The organism is Streptomyces sp. NPDC058051 (genome assembly GCF_042885475.1).
GTDB lineage: Bacteria > Actinomycetota > Actinomycetes > Streptomycetales > Streptomycetaceae > Streptomyces.
Window position 1 is genome coordinate 128,808 of the sequence record NZ_JBHVRW010000022.1, and the last position, 22,151, is coordinate 150,958.

The window sequence follows — 22,151 nt, forward strand, 5'->3', positions numbered from 1 at the left end:
ACGCAATGGACGCACTTGAAGGTGGGCTTCTCATCGCGACGGTCGGCTGCGCCCTGGCCAATGCCTTCGAGGTGGCCGCGAAGACCGTCCGGGCGCGGTTCGTCATGCAGAACTCCGCCGAGGTCGGCCTGGCGCCGACATGGATCCCTTGCCTCGCGGTACTTGAGGGTTCCGGTGTCGCAGGCCTGGTCCTCGGGCTCCTCGGCCTTCCGGCCATCGGGCTGGCCGCCGCCGTCGGGCTGGTGCTGTTCTTCGTCGGAGCGGTCTTCGCCCACATCCGGGCCAAGGTGTTCCACAACATCGCCTTCCCCTTGGCCTTCCTGTGCCTGGCCATCGCTGCCGTCGGGCACTTCGGGTGGTCACTCCGCTGACCGCGTCCCGTATCCGCCGCCTCGACGGGCCCCACCGAGGACGACGAGCACACCACCGAACACACATCAGTCACTGCGAACGACGAGGCCACAGCCCCTGAACCGAATCACCGTCAGAGAAAACACGGTGGCGTCACCGGCTGTGGCCCCGGCTCGGCATCTCGGCCGTGATCGCCCACCGCTCGTGGTCGCGCCACGCCCCGTCGATGAAGAGAAAGCCCGGCGAGTAGCCTTCGAGGCGGAATCCGGCCCGCTCGACAAGGGCGCGCGAAGCCTGGTTGGCGGGCTGGATGTTGGCTTCGAGACGGTGCAGGCCGAGCGGGACGGTGACCGGCTTGATGCCCCGGTTGCCCAGCGGGTGCGCGCAGAGCAGGCGGCGGGTGCGCACAGAGCAGGCGGCGGGTGCGTTCAGAGCAGGCGGCGGGTGCGTTCAGACCAGCGCGGGCACCTCTGCGGTGAGTGTGGCGGGACCGCCGTCGGCCGGGGCGTCCAGCACCGCGGGCACACCGAGGGGGATCGTGAGCGCCGTCGGCCCGTGCCCGAAGCCCAGCTCCTCGACGACGGGCACGCCCAGGGGCCCGAGCCGGTCGGCGAGGACCGCCCGCACCTGCTCGTACGGGCCGCAGCCCGCCCAGGAACCGCAGGCCACCCCGGCGATCCCGTCGAGTGCTCCGGCTCTCAGCAGCTGGGTGAGGATGCGGTCGATGCTGTACGGGTCCTCGGTCGTGTCTTCGATGACGAGCAGCCCGCCCCGGGCCGACGTCCGGGCGTGCGGGGTGCCGAGGTCGGCGGCGAGCAGGCTCACGCAGCCGCCGTAGGTGATGCCGCGAGCCCTGCCGGGGACCAGCACCCGCGCGGAGGGAAGGCCGAGGGTCCGTACGGACTCGGGCTCGAACAGGGTGGCCCGCAGGGATTCCTGGGTGTCCGGGTCCTTGAGGAAGGTGTCGGTACCGGCCATCGGGCCGTGCAAGGTGGCCAGACCCATGCGCAGGGCGAACGCCTCGTGGAGCGCGGTGATGTCGCTGTAGCCGATGAACACCTTGGGCCCCGCGGCGCGCATCGCCGCCCAGTCGACCAGGTCGACCATGCGGTGCGCGCCGTACCCGCCGCGGGCACAGATCACCGCGTCGACGGAGGGGTCGCACCAGGCCTCCTGGAGGTCCCGGGCCCGCGCCTCGTCCGAACCGGCGAGAAAGTCCAGGTCCGGGTGCACCTCGCGGGCGTGAGGCGCTTCGACGGGTTCGAGGCCCCAGCCGCGCAGGATGTCGAGCCCCGCCTCCAGGCGGTCGGCGGGAACCGGCCCGCTCGGCGACACGACGGCGACCCTGGCCCCCGGACGCAGCCGGGCGGGGCGGGTCAGGGGGGCGAGGGTCACTTCTTCAGCTCCAGCCGCGGTACGTCGGAACAGTCGATGCCGAACGTCTGCCCGTACAGGGAGAGTTCGGCCTCCAGGGCACGGATCATGGTGTCCGCGCGCCGGAACCCGTGCCCCTCCCCCTCGAAGGTGAGGTACGCGTGCGGGATGCCGCGCCCCTCCACCTTCGCCAGGAACCGCTCGCACTGGACGGGCGGGCAGATCGGGTCGTCGAGCCCCTGGAGCAGGACGAAGGGGGTGGTCAGCCGGTCGACGCGGGTGACCGGTGACCGTTCGAGGTAGCGGTCCGGGACGTCGGCCAGCGGGCCCACCAGGGACTCCAGGTACTGCGACTCGAAGTCGTGGGTCTCGTCCGTGCCCCATCCGGTCAGATCGAGGATGGGGTAGATGATCGTGCCGCAGGCGTAGACATCGGTGCCGGTCAGCGAGGCCGCCGTGGTCCAGCCACCGGCGCTGCCGCCCCGGATGGCGAGCCGGCGCCCGTCCGCCGTCCCTTCGGCGGCCAGGGCCTGGGCGACGGCCGCGCAGTCCTCGACGTCGACGACGCCCCACTGTTCGCGCAGCCGGTTGCGGTAGGCCCTGCCGTAGCCGGTGGAGCCGCCGTAGTTGACCTCGGCGACGCCGATGCCGCGCGAGGTGAAGTAGGCGATCTCCAGGTCCAGGACGAGTGCGGCGTGGCCGGTGGGACCGCCGTGCGCCCAGACCACGTAGGGCGGCAGTTCGCCCTCGGGGCCGGTCCGGTCGGGATTGCGCGGCGGGTAGATGTGGGCGTGGATCTCACGGCCGTCGGGCCCGGTGAAGGTGCGGTCCTCGGGCTGCGGATAGTAGGCGGGATCCACGGCGTCCTCGTGCGGTGTGCCGAGGATCCGGGTGCGGCCGGTCGCGGTGTCGAGCTCGATGACCTCGTAGCCGCTGTACGGGCTCGCGGCGATACCGACGACGCGGCTGCCGTGCGCGGCCAGCGACTCGGCCCATTCGGTCCAGGGCCCGGCGACATCGACGAGGTCGCCGGTCTCCGGGTCGAGGATGCCGAGCGTGGTGGTGCCCCGGCCGTGAACGGTGGCGATCAGGCCGTTCTCCAGCGGCCGGAACCAGCTGAGGCCGATCTTCCAGAGCGGTCCGGCGAACTCCTGCTCCCGGGGGCACAGGGCGACCGTCCCCCGGTGCGGATCGGCGCGATACAGGTTCCACCAGCCGCTGCGGTCACTGGCGAACAGGAGCTGTCCGTCGGCCCCCCATTCGATCTGGGGCACCGATTCCTCCGGCCCGCCGCCGAAACTCCAGGTGTGCTGGAACGTACCGTCGTCGGCGACGTCCGCGAGCATCACCTCGGTGCCGTCCCACGGCATCCTCGGATGGTCCCAGGCGATCCAGGCCGCCCGCCGTCCGTCGGGCGAGAGCTTCGGTCCGGTGACGAACCGGTGGCTGTCGTCGGAGAGTTCGCGTACGGCCGACCGGTCGTCCGCCGCCGAGCCGTCCAGCGGTACGGCGGCGATCACCCGGCGCAGATCGGTGGGCCCTTCACCGGTGAACTCCTCCAGGACACACCACACCTCACCCTGTGCGCCCCGGTCGAGGTGGAGCCGCGGGTCGACCCAGCGCAGCCCGCCGCCGACGGCCGATACCGGGGTGAGCGGCCGGGGTTCGTCCGGCCCGTCGGGGGCGTAGGCGTACAGCCGCTGGTCGGCGAAGTCGACGAAGACGATCAGCGGGCCGCCCTCGGCACGTTCGACGCCGGTCCAGGGCTGTCCGCCGTACTCGATGACCCGGCTCCGTACGTTCCACGGGGCGGGCAGCACGCTGCTGACGGTCCCGTCCGCCCCGCGGCGGACCAGGGCGCGGCGGCCCGCCTCGGCCGGCCGGGGCTCCGTCCACCACACCTCGTCGCCGACCACTCCGACGTGGTCCGGACGGCCGTCGTGCGACGCGGCCAGCCGCGCGTCGATCGGCGACGGCCACGTTCCGTGGGCACCTGTGGATTTCATGATCGATTCCCCCCTGCCGGGTCAGGCCGTGCGCAGATAGTGGTCGAGGACGCGGACGCCGAAGTGCAGTGCCTCGACGGGAACGCGTTCGTCGACGCCGTGGAACAGCGCCTGGTAGTCGAATCCGACGGGCAGCTTCAGCGGTGAGAAGCCGTAGCCGGTGATGCCCAGCCGGGAGAACTGCTTGGCGTCCGTGCCGCCCGACATGCAGTAGGGCACGACGTGGCCGTCCGGGTCGAAGCGTTCGACGGCGGCGCGCAGCTTGGCGAAGGTGGGCGAGTCGACCGGCGCCTGGAGGGGGACCTCGCGGTGGTGGAACTCCCAGTCGACACCGGGTCCGGTCAGCCGGTCGAGTGTGGTGTGGAACTCGTCCTCGCCGCCGGGGACCATCCGGCCGTCGATGAAGGCGGTGGCATGGCCCGGGATGACGTTGACCTTGTACCCGGCCTCCAGCATGGTCGGGTTGGAGCTGTTGCGGACAGTCGGCTCGACCAGGGCGGCGGCCGGTCCGAGCTTGCCGAGCAGTTCGTCGACATCGAAGCCGGGGGCGTCGAGGTCGGGGTGGATGCCGTGCAGTGCGGCGATCTCGGTGAGCGCGGCGCGCACGGTCGGGGTGAGCCGGACCGGCCAGGTGTGTTCGCCGATCCGGGCGACGGCCGCGGCGAGGGCGCTGACCGCGTTGGCCTTGTTGACCTTGGATCCGTGCCCCGCCTTGCCGTGCGCGGTGAGTTTCAGCCAGGCGGTGCCGCGTTCACCGGCCGCGATGGGGTAGAGCGGCATGTCCGGTCCGGCGTGGAAGGTGAAGGCGCCGGATTCGCTGATGCCCTCCGTGCAGCCCTCGAAGAGTTCGGCGTGCCGGTCGGCGAGGAAGCCGGAGCCGTCCTCGGCGCTGGCCTCCTCGTCGGCGGTGTACGCGATCACGATGTCGCGTCGGGGCCGGACGCCGGTCCGGGCCCAGGCACGGACGACGGCCAGGACCATGGCGTCCATGTTCTTCATGTCGATGGCGCCGCGCCCCCAGACGACACCGTCGCGGACCTCCCCGGAGAAGGGGTGCACGGTCCAGTCGCCGGCCTCGGCCGGGACGACGTCGAGATGGCCGTGCACGAGCAGGGCGTCGGCGGACGGGTCGGTGCCCTCGATCCGGGCCACCACGTTGGTCCGTCCCGGTGTGCGTTCCAGCAGGGCGGGTTCCAGTCCGGCGGCGGCCAGCCGCTCGGCCACGTACTCGGCGGCCGGGCGTTCCCGGCAGTCGCCGCCGCCGCGGTTGGTCGTGTCGATCCGGATCAGTTCGGAGGTGAACGTCACCGATTCGTCGAGCGCGCGCTCATCGACGCTCTCCGGGGAGTCGGTCGCCTCAGCCATACTGCTCCTCCACGGCGGACGACGCGATCGTCGTCACCGCCTTGAACGTGCGGATACCTTCGTACATCGTCGCGCTGGTGTAGGCGACGCGGCGTTCGCCACTGGGTGCTACGCCGGGGACCACGGTGGATGCCGCGGCCAGGTGCTCGGCGTCGAACTCCAGCTCGATGGTGAAGGGTCCGCCCTCCACGGGGGTGTGGCGCACGGCGAGCGCGGCCGCCTCCCCGGCCGCCGCGCGGATGTCGGCCGCGGTACGGGCCGGTGTGCGGCACACCGCCGCGTAGCGCGAGACATGGTCCTTCACGGCGACCTTGCGGGCACCGGGGGCGTATCCGTCCGCGTCCACGCAGGTGAGGTCGTCGCCGGTGACGAGGACGACGGGGACGCCGTACTCGGCCACGACATGGGCGTTGAGAAGCCCCTCGCCGGCCCGGGTGCCGTTGAGCCAGACCCCGGTGATGGAGTTCGCCAGGTAGGTGTGGGCCAGCACCCCCTCCGTACCGGCGCCGGTGTGGTAGCCGACGAAGGCGATGCCGTCGATGTCGCCGTGCTGGATGCCTTCGACCATGGAGAGGGACTTGTGCCTGCCGGTGAGCATCTGGACCCGGTCGTCGAGTTGCTCCAGGAGGAGGTTGCGCATGGACCAGTGGGCCTCGTTGACGAGCACCTCGTCGGCGCCGCCGTCGTAGAAGCCGAGCGCCGCCGCGTTCACGTCGGAAGTGAACAGGGAACGGCACCGCTCCCACTGGGGGGTGCCCGGCAGCACATCGGCCGGCCAGGTCACACCGGTGGCGCCTTCCATGTCCGCGCTGATCAGGATCTTCATGAGGAGTCCGTCTTCTTACAGGTCGGGGCTGTCTGAGCCGGTTGTCACCCTGTGCCGACTTCGGTTCCTGAAGGGCAGCCGGCAGGCACCGACTCGGCGCCCCCATACAAGCATCTTTGCAGGCCGGACCAAACCCTTGCGCTTCTTCCGTCCCCGGTTCTCCGTCGCGTGGCCGCCGCCGGTGACCACGAACCCCGAAACCCCCGCGAGCCGGTGATTCGCGCCCACAGATGAGGAGCGAGACGGCTTCGTGGCGGCTCCGGCGTTCCTGGTCGCCCGCAGCGGCATGGTGGCGTCAGGCCCGGGATTGACGGTTCGTCGGCACCGCCCCACGGCGGTCATCGGCCGATGGGGCGCCCCGCGCGGCAGCCGGTCGCGGCCTTGCCGGGGCGGGTGGCGGGGAGGACCCGCGCGGGGCCGGACCCGCCGGGCACTCGCTCAGCGCAGGTCGGCCTCCTGCGCGGGGTTGTCCTCAAGGAAGCCGCCCGACTGGTGCTGCCACAGTTTCGCGTAGGCACCGTCCGTCGCGAGCAGTTCCTGGTGCGTGCCCTGCTCGACGATCCGTCCGCGGTCCAGGACGACGAGCCGGTCCATGGCGGCGACCGTGCTCAGCCGGTGTGCGACCACCAGCGTCGTCCGCCCTTCCATGAGCCGCCACAGCGCTTCCTGGACGAGGATCTCGCTCTCGGAGTCCAGTGCGCTGGTCGCCTCGTCGAGCAACAGGATCGGCGCGTCGCGCAGGATGGCCCTGGCGAGGGCGACCCGCTGACGCTGGCCGCCGGAGAGCTTGACACCGCGTTCGCCCACCATGGTGTCGAAGCCGTCCGGCAGGGCGTCGGCGAACTCCGTGACGTGCGCCGCCTCGGCCGCGCGGCGGATCTCGCCCTCGGTGGCGTCCGGCCGGGCGAACGCGATGTTCTCCCGCAGTGTGCGGTGGAACATCGCCGGGTCCTGCGGCACGTAGGCGATCAGGCTGCGCAGGTCGGCCTGGCGCAGTCTGCTGATGTCCTGACCGCCGATCAGGATCCGGCCGGAGTCGATGTCCGTCATCCGCAGCAACAGCCGGGTGAGCGTGGTCTTGCCGCCGCCGGACCGGCCGACGAGGCCGATCCTCGCCCCGCTGCGCACGGCCAGGTCGAGGCCCTCGAAGAGCGGCTTCGCACCCTCGTGGGCGAAGGTCACCTGCTCGAAGCGGATGTCGGCGGCCCGCGACGCCAGTGGCTCCGGCGACGGCGGGTCGAGCACGGTCGGCGGTGCCAGCAGCAGTTCGGTGAACTGCGCGGCCTCCGTCATCGAGCTCTCCAGGCGGCGGTAGATCTGGTTGAACTCGAACATGATCCGTGTCGCGTTGGTGTAGTACGTGAAGGCGACCACGACCGCTTCCACGCCGTGGCTGCCCGCGCCGAGCGTGATGGCGAGCAGCAGGCCCAGCGTGTTGGTCAGCACGGACAGCGGCGCGACCAGCGTGTCGATGCGCAGGTTGCCGTAGTCCCACGACCGCAGCGAGAGCCGCCGCGACTCCGCGACGCGGGACCGGTGCTCGGCGGCCTCGCATTCCTCGGCGGCGAACGCCCGGATCGTGTCCATGTTCGTCAGGCTGTCGGCGACGTGGCCGGACACCCGGGCGATCGCCTCCTCACGCCGGTCGACGAGCGACTGGCGACGGCGGATGAGGGGCGTCACACACAGCGCCGTCAGCGCGATCATCGCCAGGAGCCCGACCACGAGCAGCGGTTCGTAGCGCCACAGCACCACCGACCCGAACAGCAGGGGCACGAAGCTGCCCACGACCGAGAAGGTCAGCGTGTCGATGAACTCCTCGAAGCGGGAGGCGAAGCTCAGGACCCGCTTGGTCAGCGACCCGGCGAAGTTGCTGTGGAAGAACGCGGTGTCCTTGGCGAACAGCTCGTCCATGCCGATCACGTACAGGTGCTCGATGCTGTGGGCGGCGAGACGGTTCAGGCAGTGCAGGCCGATGCGCCACAGCGTCTCCGCGAGCAGCAGGACGCCGGCGAAGCCGAGGACGTACGGCAGAGTCGAGCCGAGGCTGATCCCGCTGTCGCCGGCGATCCGGCCGACGAGCTTCGCGACGATCAGCGGCGCGATGTAGCTGATGCCGATGTTGCCCAGCGCCGGCAGCAGCATCGCGGGCACCGTCAGCCGCCGCAGCCGGGTCAGCTCCCGTCCGTAGTAGCGAAGTGCGAGGAGCACCGAGCCCTTGCCCGGCGCTTTGTGTAATTCAGGCGATCCCATCCCACCCCTATGAGGTAGTGCGGCGGCCCGCCCCATGCGTCTGCGGGAACGAAGCCGTCGCCGTGCTGTCCGCGCCGGGCCCCGGTTCGCTTGCCTGCCCCCGCTTCGAGTCGCTCTGCGGCTCGACGGGACAGGGCGGCAGGACCTCGGGCGCGACTCATGGCGACGTCCGTACCAGTACGGGGAGGCCGGGAACCGCAGTCTCCCGCGAAAGCACCTGCGTCGTCCAAGCGTTTTCCCGCCGGGCGGCCCGCGGACGAACTCGCGCGCGCCCCGTGGTCCGCATCCGCCTGAACATGCAGATTCCAGGCATCTCGCGCACCCTTCCTCGCGTCGACTTGACGCCACCCCGCCACGAAGACCATGATTCCATTAATTGACTAATGGAATCGAGGCTAAGTGCATGGCAGACGCATTCACTCCCGGCAACGCGTCCGGCGCTTGGGCGCTGGAGGCTCGCGGCCTGGGTAAGCGCTACCGTCGCGGCTGGGCGCTGCGCGACTGCTCGTTCCGGCTGCCGGCCGGGCGGATCTGCGGTCTCGTCGGGCCCAACGGGGCGGGCAAGAGCACCCTGTTGGGGCTCGCGACCCAGCAGGTGCAGCCGACAACCGGCGAACTCCGTATCTTCGGTGTGCCGGTGGACGATCCGGCGGCGATGCCGAGATTCGCGTTCCTCGGCCAGGAGAAACCTCTGTTCAAGCGGTTCACCGTGGCGGAGACGCTGCGTCTGGGCCAGGAGCTCAACCCCGGCTGGGACATGGCGGCGGCGGAGCGGATCGTACGGTCGGGCGATGTACCGATGGACGCCCGTGTCGGCACTCTTTCCGGTGGCCAGCGCACCCGCCTGGCGTTCGCGCTCGCCTTCGGCAAGCGGCCCGACCTGCTGCTGCTCGACGAGCCGATGGCCGACCTGGATCCCCTGGCCCGCCACGACATGGGCGCCCTTCTGATGTCGGAGGCCGTGGAGCGCGGCACCACGGTGGTGATGTCCTCGCATCTGCTGTCCGAGCTGGAGGACATGTGCGACTACCTGCTGGTCCTCGCCGACGGCAAGGTCCGGATGGCGGGTGACGCGGACGCGCTCGTCCCCGCCCACGCGCTGGTGACGGGACTTGCCGGGGAGGGGAACCCGGCCGACCTGCTGGCGCCCCACACGGTGATCGAAGTCCGCGTCCAGGGCAGGCAGTTCCATGCGCTGGTACGGCCGAACGGCCCGCTGCCGGGCGACTGGGTGGTGGCCGAACCCAGCTTGGAAGAAGTGCTGCTGGCGCATCTCCGCTCACCCCGAGCGCCTTCGCTGTTCACGCCCGGTGCCGGTATCGAGGCCGAAGGGATCCACACCTCATGAACGCCACCCTGACCGAGACGCCCCGCACCGAGCAGAGGCCCGGGCGCCGTCTGCTGCGCGGGCTGAACTGGCTCGTCGTGCGTCAGCACCGGGCCGCGCTGTCGACCGTACTCGCCGCGACGGTCCTCGGCTCGATCTGGATCGTGTACCAGCGTGACCGGATGCGGCAGCTCCTCGAAGCGGCCGGCTGGCCGGACAAGGAGCTGCCCCAGCCGACGATGGACTCCACGGGCGTCGGCCTCACCCTGACCGCCCTGGGTTCGCTGCCCATCATCCTCGCCGTCTTCCTCGGCGCCCCGATGATCGCGGGCGATCAGGAACACGGCACCGCGCAGCTGGTCTCCACCCAGTCCGTGTCCCGCCGCCGTTGGGTGGCGACCAAGCTCGCCTGGTGCTACGCGGCCGTGATCGTTGCCGGTGCGGTGCTCTCGGCGTTCTTCACCTGGTGGTGGAAGCCCTACCGTTCGGTCTTCCCCAGCCTCTGGTGGGAAGGGTCGATCTTCGACAGCACCGGTCCGGTGCTCCCCGCGCTCTGCCTCTTCCTGACGGCCCTCGGTATCACCGTCGGCGTGCTGATGCGCCGTGTCCTCGCGTCGATGGCGGTCACCTTCGTGCTCGCCGCGTTCGCCGGGGTCGTCTGGGACGAAATGCTCCGGTACCTCGCACCGTCACGCACGTTCACCTACCCGCTCGAAGCCGACATGCCCGCCCGGCTGCACGAGTCGAGCGAGCTGGACCGCTGGATCGGCTCCGCCGACGGCCACCTCTATGGCTGGGGGCTCTGTTCCAAGTACACCGAAGCGGCTTCGGATGCCTGCATCAAGGAGCACGGCATCGTCAACAACGTCTACGAGTACCTCGGTTACGACCAGATGGCGGCCATGCAGTGGACCGGGGCGGGCATCCTGCTCGCGGCCACCGTCGTGCTCACCGCGGTCACCCTGTGGCGGGTCTCCCGGAGCCCGCTTTAAAGCAGAACGCCGCAGTTACGTATCGTTTCGACAGTCCGACAGGAGGTGAAGGCAGTGGTCGTGTTCCGCATCGACAGGCGCAGCGGGGTGGCAACCTACCTCCAGATCGTGCGACAGGTCGAACAGGCGCTTCGGATGGGGGCCCTGGAGGCAGGCGACCGGCTGCCCACGGCCGCGCAGGTCGCGGCGGAGACCAAGGTCAACCCCAACACGACCTTGAAGGCGTACCGCGAGCTGGAGCGCGCGGGCCTCGCCGAGGTCCGGCAGGGAGCGGGCACCTTCATCACCCGTTCCCTCGCCCCGGCCCAGGAGGGCCCCGATTCCCCGTTGCGCTCCGCCCTCGCCCAGTGGCTGGACGAGGCGCGGTGCCAGGGGCTCAGCGGCCAGGAGGTCACCGCACTCTTCCAGTCGGCCTACGCGGCGGTGTACCCGCCGGACACCGACGGGTGAGGAGCGGCACGCGGCCGTCCGGACCGGGCGCCTCGACCTCGGCACGGAGCACGACGAAGTCGCGTTCCGCGCGGTCGGCGCCCCCGGCCGCGAGGCCCGTCGGCCCCCGGTCGCGGCGGCGCCCCCGGCCCGCACGCCCCCAGCACGGCCACGGGGGCGCCGGCCGGCTCAGCCGGTGGCCCGCCCCTTGAGGATCTCCTCGATCCGGGCCAGCTCCTCATCGGCGAACTCCAGGTGACGGACCGTCTCGACGCTGTTCTCCAGCTGGGCGACGCTGCTCGCCCCGACCACCGCGGACGTGATCCGGCCGCCCCGCAGCACCCACGCGAGCGCCAACTGCGCGAGGGACTGCCCGCGCGCGGAGGCCACCTCGTCGAGTGCGCGCAGCCGGTCCACCAGCTCCGGGGTGACCGCGTCGGGCGTCAGGAAGGGGCTGCTGCCCGCAGCGCGCGAGCCTTCCGGGATGCCGCGCAGATAGCGGTCGGAGAGGATGCCCTGCTCCAGCGGCGAGTAGGCGATCGATCCGGTGCCCAGCTCGTCGAGCACCGTGAGCAGGCCGTCCTCGACCCGGCGGTCCAGCATCGAGTAGCGCGGCTGATGGATCAGCAGCGGCGTGCCCCGCTCGTCGAGGATCCGGGCGGCGTCCCGGGTCTGCTCCGCCGAGTAGTTGGAGATGCCGACGTACAGCGCCTTGCCCTGGCGCACCGCCGAGTCGAGCGCGCCCATCGTCTCCTCAAGCGGAGTGTCGGGGTCGGGACGGTGCGAGTAGAAGATGTCGACGTAGTCGAGGCCGAGCCGGGTGAGGCTCTGGTCCAGCGACGAGAGCAGGTTCTTCCTGGATCCCCACTCTCCGTACGGGCCGTCCCACATCCGGTAGCCCGCCTTGGTCGAGATGACCAGCTCGTCCCGGAGCCGGGCGAAGTCCGTCCTCAGCGCACGTCCCATCGCGGACTCCGCGGCGCCGGGCGGTGGTCCGTAGTTGTTGGCGAGGTCGAAGTGCGTGATGCCGAGATCGAAGGCCCGCCGCAGGATCCGCCCCTGGGTCTCCGGCGTCCGGTCGCTGCCGAAGTTGTGCCACAGGCCGAGGGAGAGCGCGGGAAGCAGCAGCCCGCTGCGTCCGACGCGCCGGTAGGGCATGGCCTGGTAGCGGTCGGCGGACGGAAGGTACATGCGGGCTCCACGGAAGAGGTCGGGGTGCGGTGCGCAAGGACCAGGTTGGCCGACGACGATCCAGTAGTCCAACAGAAGATTCTGCTGGGATTCAGCGCTTATATTTCTCAATCATGGAGCTGCGTCAGCTGGAACACTTCGTCGCCGTCGCCGAGGAACAGCACTTCACCCGTGCCGCCGAGCGCCTCGCCGTGTCGCAGTCCGGGCTCTCCGCCTCCGTCCGGGCCCTGGAGCAGGAGCTCAGGACGCCGCTCTTCAGCCGCACCACGCGCAGCGTGCGGCTGACGGAGGCGGGGCGTGCCCTGCTGGTGGAGGCCGAGCGGACGCTGGCGGGGGCACGGGCGGCGAGGGATGCCGTCGACGCGGTTCGGGGCCTGCTGCGCGGCACCCTGTCGGTGGGCGTGGAGCAGTGCGTGCCCGGGGTGCGCCTGCCGCGTCTGCTGGCGGCCTTTCACCGCAAGCATCCGTTGATGGAGATCCGGCTCCGTCAGGAGGGCACCACGAGCCTGGTGGACGGGGTGGCCGGCGGGCGGCTCGATGCCGCCTTCGCCGCGACGGTCGGTTCCCACGAGTGGCGCGGCGGTCTCATCCCGCTGGCGCGCGAACCCATGGTCGTCCTCTGTGCGCCGGGCCACCGGTTCGCGGCGGCGGAGCGCGTCGCGTGGCGTGAGCTGTCCGGGGAGCCCTTCATCGACTTCCACCCGGACTGGGGTCCACGGAGGGCGGCGGACGGGGCATTCGGTCAGGCGGGGGTGCGGCGCACGGTGGGGCTGGAGGTGAATGACGTACACAGCCTGCTGGAGCTGGTGCACGAGGGACTGGGCATCGCGCTGGTGCCGCATCACTTCTCCCGCAAGCCCGAGGCCCGGGGGCTGGTGGCGGTGGGGCTCGAAGGGCCCCGGCAGCCTTGTTACGAGAGCGTCGTCGTGCTCCCGGCGGCCCAGGACATGAGCCCCGGCGCACGGGAACTGATGACACTGCTCCGAAGCGACGGTCCGACCGACGGCACGGCCGCCCCGTGACGGCGGGCGGTGCGCGCGCTGCGGTGCCCGGCGGGAGCGGTGCCTGCGGTCATCCGCCCAGCGCCTTCGCGAACGCTCCCGCCTCCTGCGTGACTCCGCTGCAGGTGTCGTCGGCCTTCGAGGAGTTCCCGTCGGCGCATTCCTGGTCGCGGAAGGTGGCCCACTGGGAGAGCGCGCCGACTCCCCTGCGTTCGGCGAAGGTGCGCAGGGACGCGGCGTCGGCGAGGGTGAACGTCTCCCCGTCCACGTCGTTGACGCCGATCATCACGGTGATGTGCAGCGCCCGCCAGGCCTCGGTGTCCGACAGGCCCAGTACGTCGGTGAGCTGGTCGTGGGTCGCCTCGGCGGCCTGCTGCGCGTAGTCGCTCATGTCGCCGTCGTGTGAGGAGCTGTAGTTCATCGCCATGATGTTCACGGCGGACACGTCGACGCCCCGTGCCACGGCGTCGCTCAGCAGATCGGTACCGGTCGTCTCCAGGCCGTCCGGCATCACGGGCAGCGTGTAGGCGACATCGAGGTCCCGCTCCTTCTGGAGCAGGCGCAGCGCCTGATCGCGGCGGGTGATCGATGCCTGGTCGGTGAGCGCGTCGCCCTCGATGTCGAAGTCGGCCTTGTCCGTGCCGACCACGTCGAGCACCCGCGCGTAGGCGTCGGCCAGTTCCTGGGCGCTGTCGCAGGCGAGGGCGAGTTCGTTGCCCGCGGCCCCTCCGAAGGAGACCCGGACGTCCGCGCCGGTCGCGGTGAGTGCGGCGATACGCGACGTCACCGCCTGGTCGCCGGCCGCCGCGGTGCCGCCCCACAGCGGGGTGCAGTCGTCGCCGTCGGCGACCACGAAGGCGAGGTTGTACGTGTCGGGGGAACCGGCCGAGTCCGTGTCGGCGGCGGTCGTGGCGCTGACGTACGGGGTGTACGCCGTGGTGGCCGCGGAGGCGCTGGGGCCGGGCCCCGCGCCTTCGCCCCGGTCCTGATTCGCCACCGTGCCGGTCGCGCAGCCGGAGCAGACGAGCCCGAGTGCGAGCAGCCCGGCGACGGCCGGAGCGACCCGCCGCCTGCGGCCCGACCTGCCACCGGGCGCACGCTTCGGTGAAATCCGCATGGTGTTTGCACCTGCTCTCGTGAAGGGTTTCCGGACGCGGTAACGAAGAGGAACCGGAACACACCGAAAACCTCTCACATGCCCGTCCCGCTCCCCCTCACAGGAAATTCATGGCCGGAGGCCGAAGAGAGCCGTCGGCCGCGGTCAAGCCGCAGGTGAGCAAGGCCATTTGGCGACGATCGACATGCGTCCGAAGCGACCGCGGCAGCGCTCACCCTCTCAGCTCGTCACAGGTTCGCCGCCCATCCACAGCATCCGGCCAGAAAGGGCCCAGCCTTCGCACATCACCGTTCGCAAGCATGCGCACATGCAATCCGTCACCTCCATCGAGAACGACCCGACGCCACCCGGCCGCCGTCGCAAGCACGCCGGGACGCCCAGGTCCCGTGCCGGGGCAGGAGCCGGGGTCCAGGAGGGGCCCGTGTTCGTGGACAGCACCGGGCGCCGCGCCAGGCTGCTGCGCCGTGCGGGCATCGCACTGGGTGTCGCCTGTGCCGGTTACGCGGCCGTACTCGGGCTCGCCTTCATGGGAGGCATCTCCGTGTCGCCCTCGCAGCTGCTCCCCTTCGACGGCGCGCCCGGCACACAGGGCGGGCCGACCGGGGTCATGCCTCCGGGCGCCGAGGGGGTGCCTCCGAGCGGCCGCCCCGGCGTCGGCACGGGTGGTCCGCCCCCACCCGCCGTCTCCCCCTCCGCCTCCGCCTCCGGGGCGGCCCGGTGAACATGACCCACAACCGTTCCCGGGCCAAGCGACGGCACGCCACGCCGAGCAGGATCGGACGTGTCGGCCGCCAGGCCGCTCCCCGGCCGCGGGTGGTCATCGCCCTTCTGCTGCTGCTCGGACTCGTCTCCGTGATGCTGCTCGACGGCTACCTGCGGGCCGAGGTCGGAAACGACCAGCGGGTCCGCTCGGACGCCAGTTCGAGCAAGGTTCCGCAGAGCGTCCTGAACGGCGGCCCCTTCCTCAGCTTCGAGGGCGGCACGGCGCGCACGCAGTCGGTGCCGGACAAGACCATCGTGCTCACCTTCGACGACGGCCCTGACCCCGAGTGGACACAGCAGGTACTCGACATCCTGGACGACAACGACGTGCCCGGTACGTTCTTCCTGGTCGGCTCGATGATCTCGCGCTACCCGGATGTGGTCCGCCAGATAGTGAACGACGGCAACGAGGTGGGCGTCCACACCTTCACGCACGTCGACCTCTCGTACCAGAGCTCCGCCCGCGTCACGCGGGAGATAGCCCAGACGCAGCTCGCCCTCGCGGGGGCCGCGGGCATCACGACGACGCTGTTCCGCGCCCCGTACTCCTCGACCAACGACGCCATCGACAACTACAGCTGGTCCGTCTACAAGAAGCTCGGCGCCATGGGCTACACCAGCGTCTTCATCGACACCGACAGCGAGGACTGGCAGAAGCCCGGCGTCAGCAAGATCGTCGAGTGGGCCACTCCGAAGGACGGCAAGGGCGCCTCGGTGCTCTTCCACGACTCGGGAGGCGACCGGGCCCAGACGCTCAAGGCGCTGCCGCAGTACATCAAGAAGATGAAGGCGAAGGGCTACACCTTCACCACGGTCAGCGGCGCACAGGCCGCGCAGGCCGCACAGAACGCTCAGGGCACACAGAACACGCAGAACACTCCGAGCGCACAGGGCGTACCGGCCGCCCCCGGCAACGCCTGGCAGAGCAACCCCGAGCAGGCCGCCCACCGGCCCGCCGACACCGTCACCCGCTGGGAGGGCCGCGCCCTCCTCGCCGCGGTGGCCGTCGCGGAGTGGACCGTGCCAGGCCTGGCCGCGGCACTGGTGGTGGTCGGAATCGCCGTGATGGCCAGGTTCGGCATGATGCTCCTGCTCGCCCGGCGCCACTACCGGCAGCGCAACAGAGGCCGGTTCGCCTGGGGGCCCACGGTCACGGAACCGGTGAGCGTGATCGTCCCCGCGTACAACGAGAAGGAGTGCATCGCCAACACCCTCAACTCCCTCGCGGCGAGCACGCATCCGATCGAGATCATCGTCGTCGACGACGGTTCGACCGACAACACCGCCGAGATCGCCGAGTCGCTGGGACTGCCCAACGTACGGGTCGTCCGCCAGGAGAACGCGGGCAAGTCGGCGGCGCTCAACAACGGCGTGCGACAGGCACGATACGACATCGTCGTGATGATGGACGGCGACACCGTCTTCGAACCCGACACCGTGCACCGGCTCGTGCAGCCGTTCGGCGACGCGGAGGTCGGCGCGGTGGCCGGGAACGCCAAGGTCGGCAACCGCAACACCCTGATCGGCGCCTGGCAGCACATCGAGTACGTGATGGGCTTCAACCTCGACCGCCGGATGTACGACCTGCTGCGCTGCATGCCCACCATCCCGGGTGCGATCGGCGCGTTCCGCCGCGAGGCCGTACTGGCCGTCGGCGGAATGAGCGAGGACACACTCGCCGAGGACACCGACATCACGATCGCCCTGCACCGCGCCGGCTGGCGGGTCGTGTACGCCGAGCACGCACGCGCCTGGACCGAAGCTCCCGCGTCGCTGGGACAGCTGTGGCGGCAGCGCTACCGCTGGAGCTACGGCACGATGCAGGCGCTCTGGAAGCACCGCCGATCGGTCACGGACCGCGGGTCCTCGGGCCGGTTCGGCCGGGTCGGCATGCCCCTCGTCGTGCTCTTCCAGATCGTCACGCCCGTCTTCGCGCCGCTGATCGACGTGTTCACGATCTACGCGATGCTCTTCGTGGACTTCAGGGCGTCCCTGCTGGCCTGGCTGGCCGTGCTGGTGGTCCAACTGGTCTGCGCGGCCTACGCGTTCCGCCTCGACGGCGAGAAGTACCGCTACCTGCTGATGCTGCCGCTGCAACAACTGGCCTACCGGCAGCTGATGTACCTGGTGCTGATCCACTCGTGTGTCACCGCCGCGACCGGCGGCCGGCTGCGCTGGCAGAAGCTGAAGCGCACCGGCGAGGTCGGTGCCCCCGCGTCCGGCACGGAGGCGGGCTGATGGCGGGCGCGCACCGCAGGGGAGCACACCGCGGGGGAACGCACCGCAGGGCAGCACCACCGCGGCCACCACGCACGAGGGAACCGGAGGCGCCCCTCGTCACCGTTGCCCCGGCACCGGGACCGCCCGGACCCCCGCACCTCCCCGTCCCGGACCCCACCACACCGCCGCCCCGACACCCCGAGTCCCTTGAGCCCGTTGCCCCGGCACCCGGACCGCCCGGGCCCCCGTACCCCGCCCCACCGGCGCCCGGACCGCCCGCGCCCTCGCGTCGCGCCGCCCCGAGGAGCGGTCGTGACCGCTACTTCGACGCACTGCGGGCGTTCGCCCTGGTGCGCGTGGTCACCTATCACACCTTCGAATGGCCGTGGCTGGGGCTGGTCTTCCCCTCGATGGGCGTGATGTTCGCGCTCGCCGGATCGCTCATGGCACGTTCCCTGGAACGGCCCGCCCCGCAGGTGATCCGCAGCCGGCTGCGCAGACTGCTGATCCCGGTGTGGGCGTTCGGCCTGGTGCTCGGCGTGGCGATGCTGCTGCACGGCTGGCAGCCCGGCGCCGACGTCCTGTACTGGGTGCTGCCGGTGGGCGACCCTCCCGGCAACGCCTGGGGCGAACAGGCGTGGGCGGTCCTCTGGTACCTGCGCACCTACCTGTGGTTCGTGCTGCTGTCGCCCCTGCTGCTGCGCCTCTTCCGCCTCGCCCCCCTGCCCGTGCTCGCCCTGTCGCTCCTCCCGGTCCTGCTCCTGACCACGGTGTGGAGCGTGCCGGACGGGCGCATGGGCAGCGCGCTCAGCGACCTGTCGGTCTTCCTGTTCTGCTGGCTGCTGGGTTTCGCGCACCGGGAGGGGGTGTTGGACCGGCTGCGCCCCGCGGCCGTCCTGGCCTGTGCACCGGTGCTGATGGCGGCGGGCGGCTGGTGGGCCCTCCACCACCGGGTCGACGGATCCTACGACCTCGACGACATCCCGCTCGCCCAGGCACTGTGGTCCGCGGGCTTCGTCCTGCTGCTCCTGCGCTTCCGGCCGGACTTCGGATGGCTCGCCCGCCGCCCCGTGGCGGACCGGATCGTGCGGGTCTTCAACGCCCGGGCCGTGACCGTCTACCTGTGGCACGAGATCGCGCTGATGGTGAGCGTGCCACTGATCGACCTGATGTGGAACGTGCCGGCCGTCGAACGGTATCTGCCGCTGGACAGCATGTGGTTCCAGTTCGCGGTCGCCTGGGTGCTGATCGCCGCGGCGGTGGCACTCGTCGGCTGGGTCGAGGACCTGGCGGCGAAGCGGAGGCCACGGCTGCTGCCATGACCTTGCCGCCCGCCACTCCCCGGTGATACCGGCCGGCGAGGTCAGCCGACGGCGGTGTCCGGGGCCAGGACGAACCAGCGTGCGGGCAGGTCGATCCGGGTTCCGTCCGGCAGGTACTCGGTCTGGGCCAGGACCGTGTCACCGCCTGCCAGCGTGATCAGACCGGCCGCCCGCAGCAGTCGAGGCACCTCCTCCTCCGCGGCGGCGGCCGGTTTGAGACCGTGTTCCAGGACCCGGCGCAGCTTCTCGGGCGGGCCGCCCGGTCCCTGCGCCGCCTGCTGGAGCACCGCCTTGGACGCCGGGGTCAGCTCGGCGACGAAGGCCCGGCCCCGCTCCCCCACCAGCGTCGCGACCGCCGCGGCGACGGCGGACCTGGCCTCGGCCTCACTCTGGTGGATCACCGCACGCATGTAGACATTGGTGTCGCCGATCCGCTCGTGCAGGGCCGTCACAGCCTCCGCGTCGACGAGGTCGAGCTGGTCGAACTCGGCCACCTTGTCGGGGTCCGCGCGGCGTGCGTGCGCGATCGCCGCGTGCGAGAGGTCGACGCCGAGCGCGCGGGCGAAGCGGGTCGCGAGGTAGCGGGTCTGGGTGCCGTTTCCGCAGCCGAGGTCGACGACGGGGAGCGAGGTGTCGGCATACGGCAGGAGCAACTCGCTGTGGGGTACGGAAGTGAGGGAGGGGTCGGCATCCCAGATCGCCTCGCCGGGCGCGTCCGAGGTGGTGGACCAGTAGCCCTCCCATGCCTCGCGGTAACGCTGTGACACGTTCATAAGCACTCCCAAGTCCGCTGACGCCGAGGCGATTTGCTCAGCTACGGACTACCGTCCGAGGACGGCCGCGGCAAGAGTGCGCACCGTTTCCACCGGCCGTGACCACATCCTTCACCAGGTGTGCGGCCGGAGAGGCGGGGTACGGCCGATCGCCTGCTCGAACCAGACGGTCTTGCCGTGTGCCGTGGTGCTGGTGCCCCAGGCGCGGGCGAGGCCGCTGACGATCAGCAGTCCGCGGCCGTGCTCGTCGTCGAAGGAGGCGTCGAGCAGCGCGGCCGGGGCGGGTTCGTCATCGCTGACCTCGCAGAGAAGGGCGTCGGTGCGGACCAGGCGCAGCCCGATGTGATGGGTGCGGCCGTGCTTCACGGCGTTGGTGACGAGCTCGCTGACCATCAGTTCGGCGACCTCCACCGCGTCCGGAAGGTCCCAGTCGAGGAGCTTCCCGCGCACCATGCGCCGCGACCGGGCCACTTCGCGCGGGTCGAGGGCCAGTTGCCACTCGGCGACGTCCTCGTCCGGGATCCCGTTCAGCCGGGCCATCAGCAGTGCCACGTCGTCCTTGCGGCCGCCGCGCGGGTTCAGTGCCCGGATGATCGTGTCGCAGGCGTCGTCCATGGAAGCGGCCGGGTGGGCCGCGGAGGCGCAGAGCGCGGCGAGCCCGGCGCCGATGTCCTGACCGCGTACCTCGACCAGGCCGTCGGTGCACAGGACGAGACGGTCGCCCGGCCGCACCCGTACGGTCACGGCCTGGAAGGCGACACCGCCGACTCCGATGGGAGCGCCGGTGGGCAGGTCGAGGAGTTCGGCCCGCCCGTCCTCGGCACGGACGAGCACGGGCGGGATGTGCCCGGCGTTGGCGATCTGGACCTCGGAACGGATCGGGTCGTACACGGCGTAGAGGAAGGTGGCCAGATACTGCTCGCCGAGGCGCTGCGCCAGGTCGTCGAGGTTGCGCAGCAATTGGGCCGATGGCATCTCCATGGTGGCCATGGTCAGGACAGCTGTGCGCAACTGTCCCATCATCGCAGCCGAGTTGAGGCCGTGACCCATGACGTCGCCGACGACGAGCGCGGTCCGGGAGCCGGGAAGTTTCACCGAGTCGAACCAGTCGCCGCCGACCCTTCCGAGCCGGGTACCGGGCAGGTAGCGCGTGGCGATGTCACAGCCGGCCATCCGTGGTTCGACCTGGGGCAGCATGCTGTCCTGAAGGGTCTCCGCCACGTTCTCCTGGTAGGTGTACATGCGGGCGTTGTCGAGCACGAGTCCGGCGCGGGCGGCGAGTTCGGCGCCGGTGGTGCGGTCCATCTCGTCGAAGGGCTCGCGGCCGGGCCGGCGCATCAGGACCATGAAGCCGAGGACCACGTCGCGGGCCTTGAGCGGCACGATCAGCAGGGAGCGGTGGGTGATCAGCGGGCGCAGGTCGCGCTTCTCGAACTCGCCCGAGATCCGGTTGCTCAGTTCCTCGCCGACGTGCGGGATGAGGACGGGCTCGCCGGTGACCATGCACTGGAAGAACGGGGTGTGTTCGGGGAAGGCGATGGACTCGCCGACCGGGACGGTGTCGTCCCAGCGGCCCGGTTCGTCGTTGTGCTCGACCCAGACGCGGTGCCAGACGGTGGTGACGTCGGGCGGCCCGTCCGGGAAGCCCTCGCCGGCCAGGACCGCGGCGCGCAGGTGTGTGCCCGCGAAGTCGGTGAAGCGCGGTACGGCGGCGCTGGTGACCTCGCGGATGGTGCGTTCCAGGTCGAGAGAGGTGCCGATGCGTCCGCTGACCTCGTTGAGGAATTCCAGGCGTTCACGGACGGCCGCGTATTCGAGATCGAGTTCGGGACGGGGAGCGGCACGGGGCGCGTGCGCCCCTTCGTCGTCGCGCCGCGGGCTCTCGGCCGGGCGGTGGGAACGGCGTCGCGGCACTCCCCAGTCGGGCGTGACAGGGACCTGGTCGCAGTGGCTGAACTCCAGTACCGGGTATCCGAGTTCGAGGACCTGGGCGACGATCCTGGTGGCCTCGTGGACGCTCATGCTGGGCAGGATCTCGGGGAGTCGGCCTGCCAGCTCCTGGTAGCCGGGGAAGTCGGTGTGGAGGGCGAAGCCGGGGCCGATCGTCTCGGCGTCCCGCCCCTCGTCCCGCCCCTCCTCCCGATCGCCGTCGCGCAGTTGCGCGACGTCCGCGGCGAGCACCAGCAGCCGTTCGGCACCCGGGCCGACCAGCGGGTAGGCCCACCACAGGACATCGATCCGGCCGCGCTCGGGCTGGTCGACCCGGGCCCGGCCCGCCGCCGGGTAGGCGATGGTCCCGCCCGAAGCGTCGGACTCGCGGCCGAACGAAGCGTCGGACTCGGGGCCGAACCCGTCGTGGAAGTCTTCCTCCTGCCTCAACGCACCGATGATCGGCAGGAGTTCACCGGCCTGGCAGCCGATGGCCTGCTGTCTGGTGACCCCGAAGAGCCGTCTGGCGCCGGTCGACCAGTGCGAGACGAGTCCGTCCGCGTCGACGACCGCCACGGCCAGCGACACACGGCCCGCCGCAGGATCGCGCGGTCGCGGCGTCCTCTGCGGCGGCACTCCGAGTTCCATGGGTGGAAGGCTCCTTCCCCACCGCGACGTTCTGCGGCATGCGACTCCACGGTACGGCTCCATGTCCGGCGTCCGCCGGTCATCGGCGGAATCACCCCCGTGGGGTGGTGCGCCCGGCGTACCCTGCCGCGCACAACGGCCTCACCAGGGTGCCGGGCCGGCCCGGGTGGCTGCGGGCCGCCCGGCCCCCAGGCGGGCGAGGACGGTGAGTGCGAGTGCCCCCGTTGGGGGTAGCGGTGGGTAAGTACGCCACCCCCGACCAGGG

General features: G+C 71.1%; 17 protein-coding genes and 1 pseudogene. 8 read left to right on the forward strand and 10 right to left on the reverse strand.

Going from position 1 to position 22,151, the window contains the following annotated elements; genetic code table 11:
- Positions 1-5: 5 nt before the first annotated feature.
- Positions 6-371, forward strand: coding sequence for a DoxX family protein (locus tag ACFVUT_RS28635; protein WP_389653148.1), 366 nt, complete (start codon positions 6-8; stop codon positions 369-371).
- A gap of 133 nt (positions 372-504) precedes the next feature.
- Here ACFVUT_RS28635 and ACFVUT_RS28640 read toward each other — a convergent pair.
- The 6 genes and pseudogenes from ACFVUT_RS28640 to ACFVUT_RS28665 form a co-directional block, all read right to left on the reverse strand.
- Positions 505-693 (reverse strand): annotated as a pseudogene (locus ACFVUT_RS28640) (GNAT family N-acetyltransferase); the annotation flags it as partial.
- Between the two features lie 108 nt (positions 694-801).
- Positions 802-1,746 carry an LD-carboxypeptidase gene (locus ACFVUT_RS28645; protein ID WP_389653145.1) on the reverse strand — a complete coding sequence of 315 codons (945 nt, stop codon included), beginning with the start codon at positions 1,744-1,746 and terminating at the stop codon, positions 802-804.
- Positions 1,743-3,731 (reverse strand): prolyl oligopeptidase family serine peptidase, encoded by a 1,989-nt coding sequence (locus ACFVUT_RS28650; protein ID WP_389653142.1) that lies wholly within the window; start codon positions 3,729-3,731, stop codon positions 1,743-1,745. Before ACFVUT_RS28650 ends, ACFVUT_RS28645 begins: the two co-directional genes overlap by 4 nt.
- Before the next feature lie 21 nt (positions 3,732-3,752).
- On the reverse strand, positions 3,753-5,096 hold the full coding sequence (locus ACFVUT_RS28655; protein WP_389653139.1) for a M20/M25/M40 family metallo-hydrolase: 1,344 nt from the start codon (positions 5,094-5,096) through the stop codon (positions 3,753-3,755).
- Positions 5,089-5,922: a M55 family metallopeptidase gene (locus ACFVUT_RS28660; RefSeq protein ID WP_389653135.1), complete on the reverse strand. Its 834-nt coding sequence runs from the start codon at positions 5,920-5,922 to the stop codon at positions 5,089-5,091. Before ACFVUT_RS28660 ends, ACFVUT_RS28655 begins: the two co-directional genes overlap by 8 nt.
- A gap of 438 nt (positions 5,923-6,360) precedes the next feature.
- Positions 6,361-8,175, reverse strand: a complete 1,815-nt coding sequence (locus ACFVUT_RS28665; protein ID WP_389653132.1) for an ABC transporter ATP-binding protein — start codon at positions 8,173-8,175, stop codon at positions 6,361-6,363.
- A gap of 403 nt (positions 8,176-8,578) precedes the next feature.
- Between ACFVUT_RS28665 and ACFVUT_RS28670 the strand changes: the two genes are divergently transcribed.
- Genes ACFVUT_RS28670 through ACFVUT_RS28680 form a run of 3 tightly spaced genes read left to right on the forward strand, consistent with a single transcriptional unit; the run spans position 8,579 to position 10,944 of the window.
- Positions 8,579-9,523, forward strand: coding sequence for an ABC transporter ATP-binding protein (locus tag ACFVUT_RS28670; protein ID WP_389653129.1), 945 nt, complete (start codon positions 8,579-8,581; stop codon positions 9,521-9,523).
- Positions 9,520-10,494: an ABC transporter permease subunit gene (locus ACFVUT_RS28675; protein WP_389653125.1), complete on the forward strand. Its 975-nt coding sequence runs from the start codon at positions 9,520-9,522 to the stop codon at positions 10,492-10,494. The genes ACFVUT_RS28670 and ACFVUT_RS28675 overlap by 4 nt, the downstream gene beginning before the upstream one ends.
- A gap of 45 nt (positions 10,495-10,539) precedes the next feature.
- Positions 10,540-10,944, forward strand: a complete 405-nt coding sequence (locus ACFVUT_RS28680) for a GntR family transcriptional regulator (RefSeq protein ID WP_389653122.1) — start codon at positions 10,540-10,542, stop codon at positions 10,942-10,944.
- 168 nt (positions 10,945-11,112) lie between these two features.
- Here the strand turns inward: ACFVUT_RS28680 and ACFVUT_RS28685 are convergent, their stop codons facing one another.
- A complete protein-coding gene (locus ACFVUT_RS28685; RefSeq protein WP_389653119.1) occupies positions 11,113-12,114 on the reverse strand; it encodes an aldo/keto reductase in 1,002 nt (333 codons plus the stop codon).
- A 113-nt stretch (positions 12,115-12,227) separates the two neighbouring features.
- On the opposite strand from ACFVUT_RS28685, the gene ACFVUT_RS28690 reads away from it, so the two are divergent.
- Entirely contained in the window at positions 12,228-13,136 is a 909-nt protein-coding gene (locus ACFVUT_RS28690; RefSeq protein WP_389653116.1) for a LysR family transcriptional regulator, read from the forward strand.
- Between the two features lie 49 nt (positions 13,137-13,185).
- Here the strand turns inward: ACFVUT_RS28690 and ACFVUT_RS28695 are convergent, their stop codons facing one another.
- Positions 13,186-14,232 carry a chitinase gene (locus ACFVUT_RS28695; protein WP_389653113.1) on the reverse strand — a complete coding sequence of 349 codons (1,047 nt, stop codon included), beginning with the start codon at positions 14,230-14,232 and terminating at the stop codon, positions 13,186-13,188.
- 307 nt (positions 14,233-14,539) lie between these two features.
- Here ACFVUT_RS28695 and ACFVUT_RS28700 point away from each other — a divergent pair, with 307 nt between their 5' ends.
- The 3 genes from ACFVUT_RS28700 to ACFVUT_RS28710 all read left to right on the forward strand — a co-directional run bounded on the left by ACFVUT_RS28700 (position 14,540) and on the right by ACFVUT_RS28710 (position 18,536).
- On the forward strand, positions 14,540-14,953 hold the full coding sequence (locus ACFVUT_RS28700; protein ID WP_389653110.1) for a hypothetical protein: 414 nt from the start codon (positions 14,540-14,542) through the stop codon (positions 14,951-14,953).
- Positions 14,954-14,955: 2 nt separating this feature from the next.
- Positions 14,956-17,232: a bifunctional polysaccharide deacetylase/glycosyltransferase family 2 protein gene (locus tag ACFVUT_RS28705; RefSeq protein ID WP_389653107.1), complete on the forward strand. Its 2,277-nt coding sequence runs from the start codon at positions 14,956-14,958 to the stop codon at positions 17,230-17,232.
- 314 nt (positions 17,233-17,546) lie between these two features.
- A complete protein-coding gene (locus ACFVUT_RS28710) occupies positions 17,547-18,536 on the forward strand; it encodes an acyltransferase (protein WP_389653427.1) in 990 nt (329 codons plus the stop codon).
- A 41-nt stretch (positions 18,537-18,577) separates the two neighbouring features.
- On the opposite strand, the gene ACFVUT_RS28715 is transcribed toward ACFVUT_RS28710, so the two are convergent.
- Complete coding sequence (locus tag ACFVUT_RS28715) at positions 18,578-19,309, reverse strand: methyltransferase domain-containing protein (RefSeq protein ID WP_389653104.1); 732 nt, start codon at positions 19,307-19,309, stop codon at positions 18,578-18,580.
- Between the two features lie 111 nt (positions 19,310-19,420).
- Positions 19,421-21,886 (reverse strand): SpoIIE family protein phosphatase, encoded by a 2,466-nt coding sequence (locus ACFVUT_RS28720; protein WP_389653101.1) that lies wholly within the window; start codon positions 21,884-21,886, stop codon positions 19,421-19,423.
- Positions 21,887-22,151: the final 265 nt, after the last annotated feature.

What these genes read in the sequence shown, in the direction of transcription:
- ACFVUT_RS28690 (WP_389653116.1), top strand. Translation starts at nt 12,228, where the DNA reads ATGGAGCTGCGTCAGCTGGAACACTTCGTCGCCGTCGCCGAGGAACAG.
- ACFVUT_RS28660 (WP_389653135.1), bottom strand. Translation starts at nt 5,922, where the DNA reads ATGAAGATCCTGATCAGCGCGGACATGGAAGGCGCCACCGGTGTGACC.
- ACFVUT_RS28635 (WP_389653148.1), top strand. Translation starts at nt 6, where the DNA reads ATGGACGCACTTGAAGGTGGGCTTCTCATCGCGACGGTCGGCTGCGCC.
- ACFVUT_RS28695 (WP_389653113.1), bottom strand. Translation starts at nt 14,232, where the DNA reads ATGCGGATTTCACCGAAGCGTGCGCCCGGTGGCAGGTCGGGCCGCAGG.
- ACFVUT_RS28655 (WP_389653139.1), bottom strand. Translation starts at nt 5,096, where the DNA reads ATGGCTGAGGCGACCGACTCCCCGGAGAGCGTCGATGAGCGCGCGCTC.
- ACFVUT_RS28675 (WP_389653125.1), top strand. Translation starts at nt 9,520, where the DNA reads ATGAACGCCACCCTGACCGAGACGCCCCGCACCGAGCAGAGGCCCGGG.
- ACFVUT_RS28670 (WP_389653129.1), top strand. Translation starts at nt 8,579, where the DNA reads ATGGCAGACGCATTCACTCCCGGCAACGCGTCCGGCGCTTGGGCGCTG.
- ACFVUT_RS28705 (WP_389653107.1), top strand. Translation starts at nt 14,956, where the DNA reads ATGACCCACAACCGTTCCCGGGCCAAGCGACGGCACGCCACGCCGAGC.
- ACFVUT_RS28700 (WP_389653110.1), top strand. Translation starts at nt 14,540, where the DNA reads ATGCAATCCGTCACCTCCATCGAGAACGACCCGACGCCACCCGGCCGC.
- ACFVUT_RS28650 (WP_389653142.1), bottom strand. Translation starts at nt 3,731, where the DNA reads ATGAAATCCACAGGTGCCCACGGAACGTGGCCGTCGCCGATCGACGCG.
- ACFVUT_RS28715 (WP_389653104.1), bottom strand. Translation starts at nt 19,309, where the DNA reads ATGAACGTGTCACAGCGTTACCGCGAGGCATGGGAGGGCTACTGGTCC.
- ACFVUT_RS28685 (WP_389653119.1), bottom strand. Translation starts at nt 12,114, where the DNA reads ATGTACCTTCCGTCCGCCGACCGCTACCAGGCCATGCCCTACCGGCGC.
- ACFVUT_RS28665 (WP_389653132.1), bottom strand. Translation starts at nt 8,175, where the DNA reads ATGGGATCGCCTGAATTACACAAAGCGCCGGGCAAGGGCTCGGTGCTC.
- ACFVUT_RS28720 (WP_389653101.1), bottom strand. Translation starts at nt 21,886, where the DNA reads ATGGAACTCGGAGTGCCGCCGCAGAGGACGCCGCGACCGCGCGATCCT.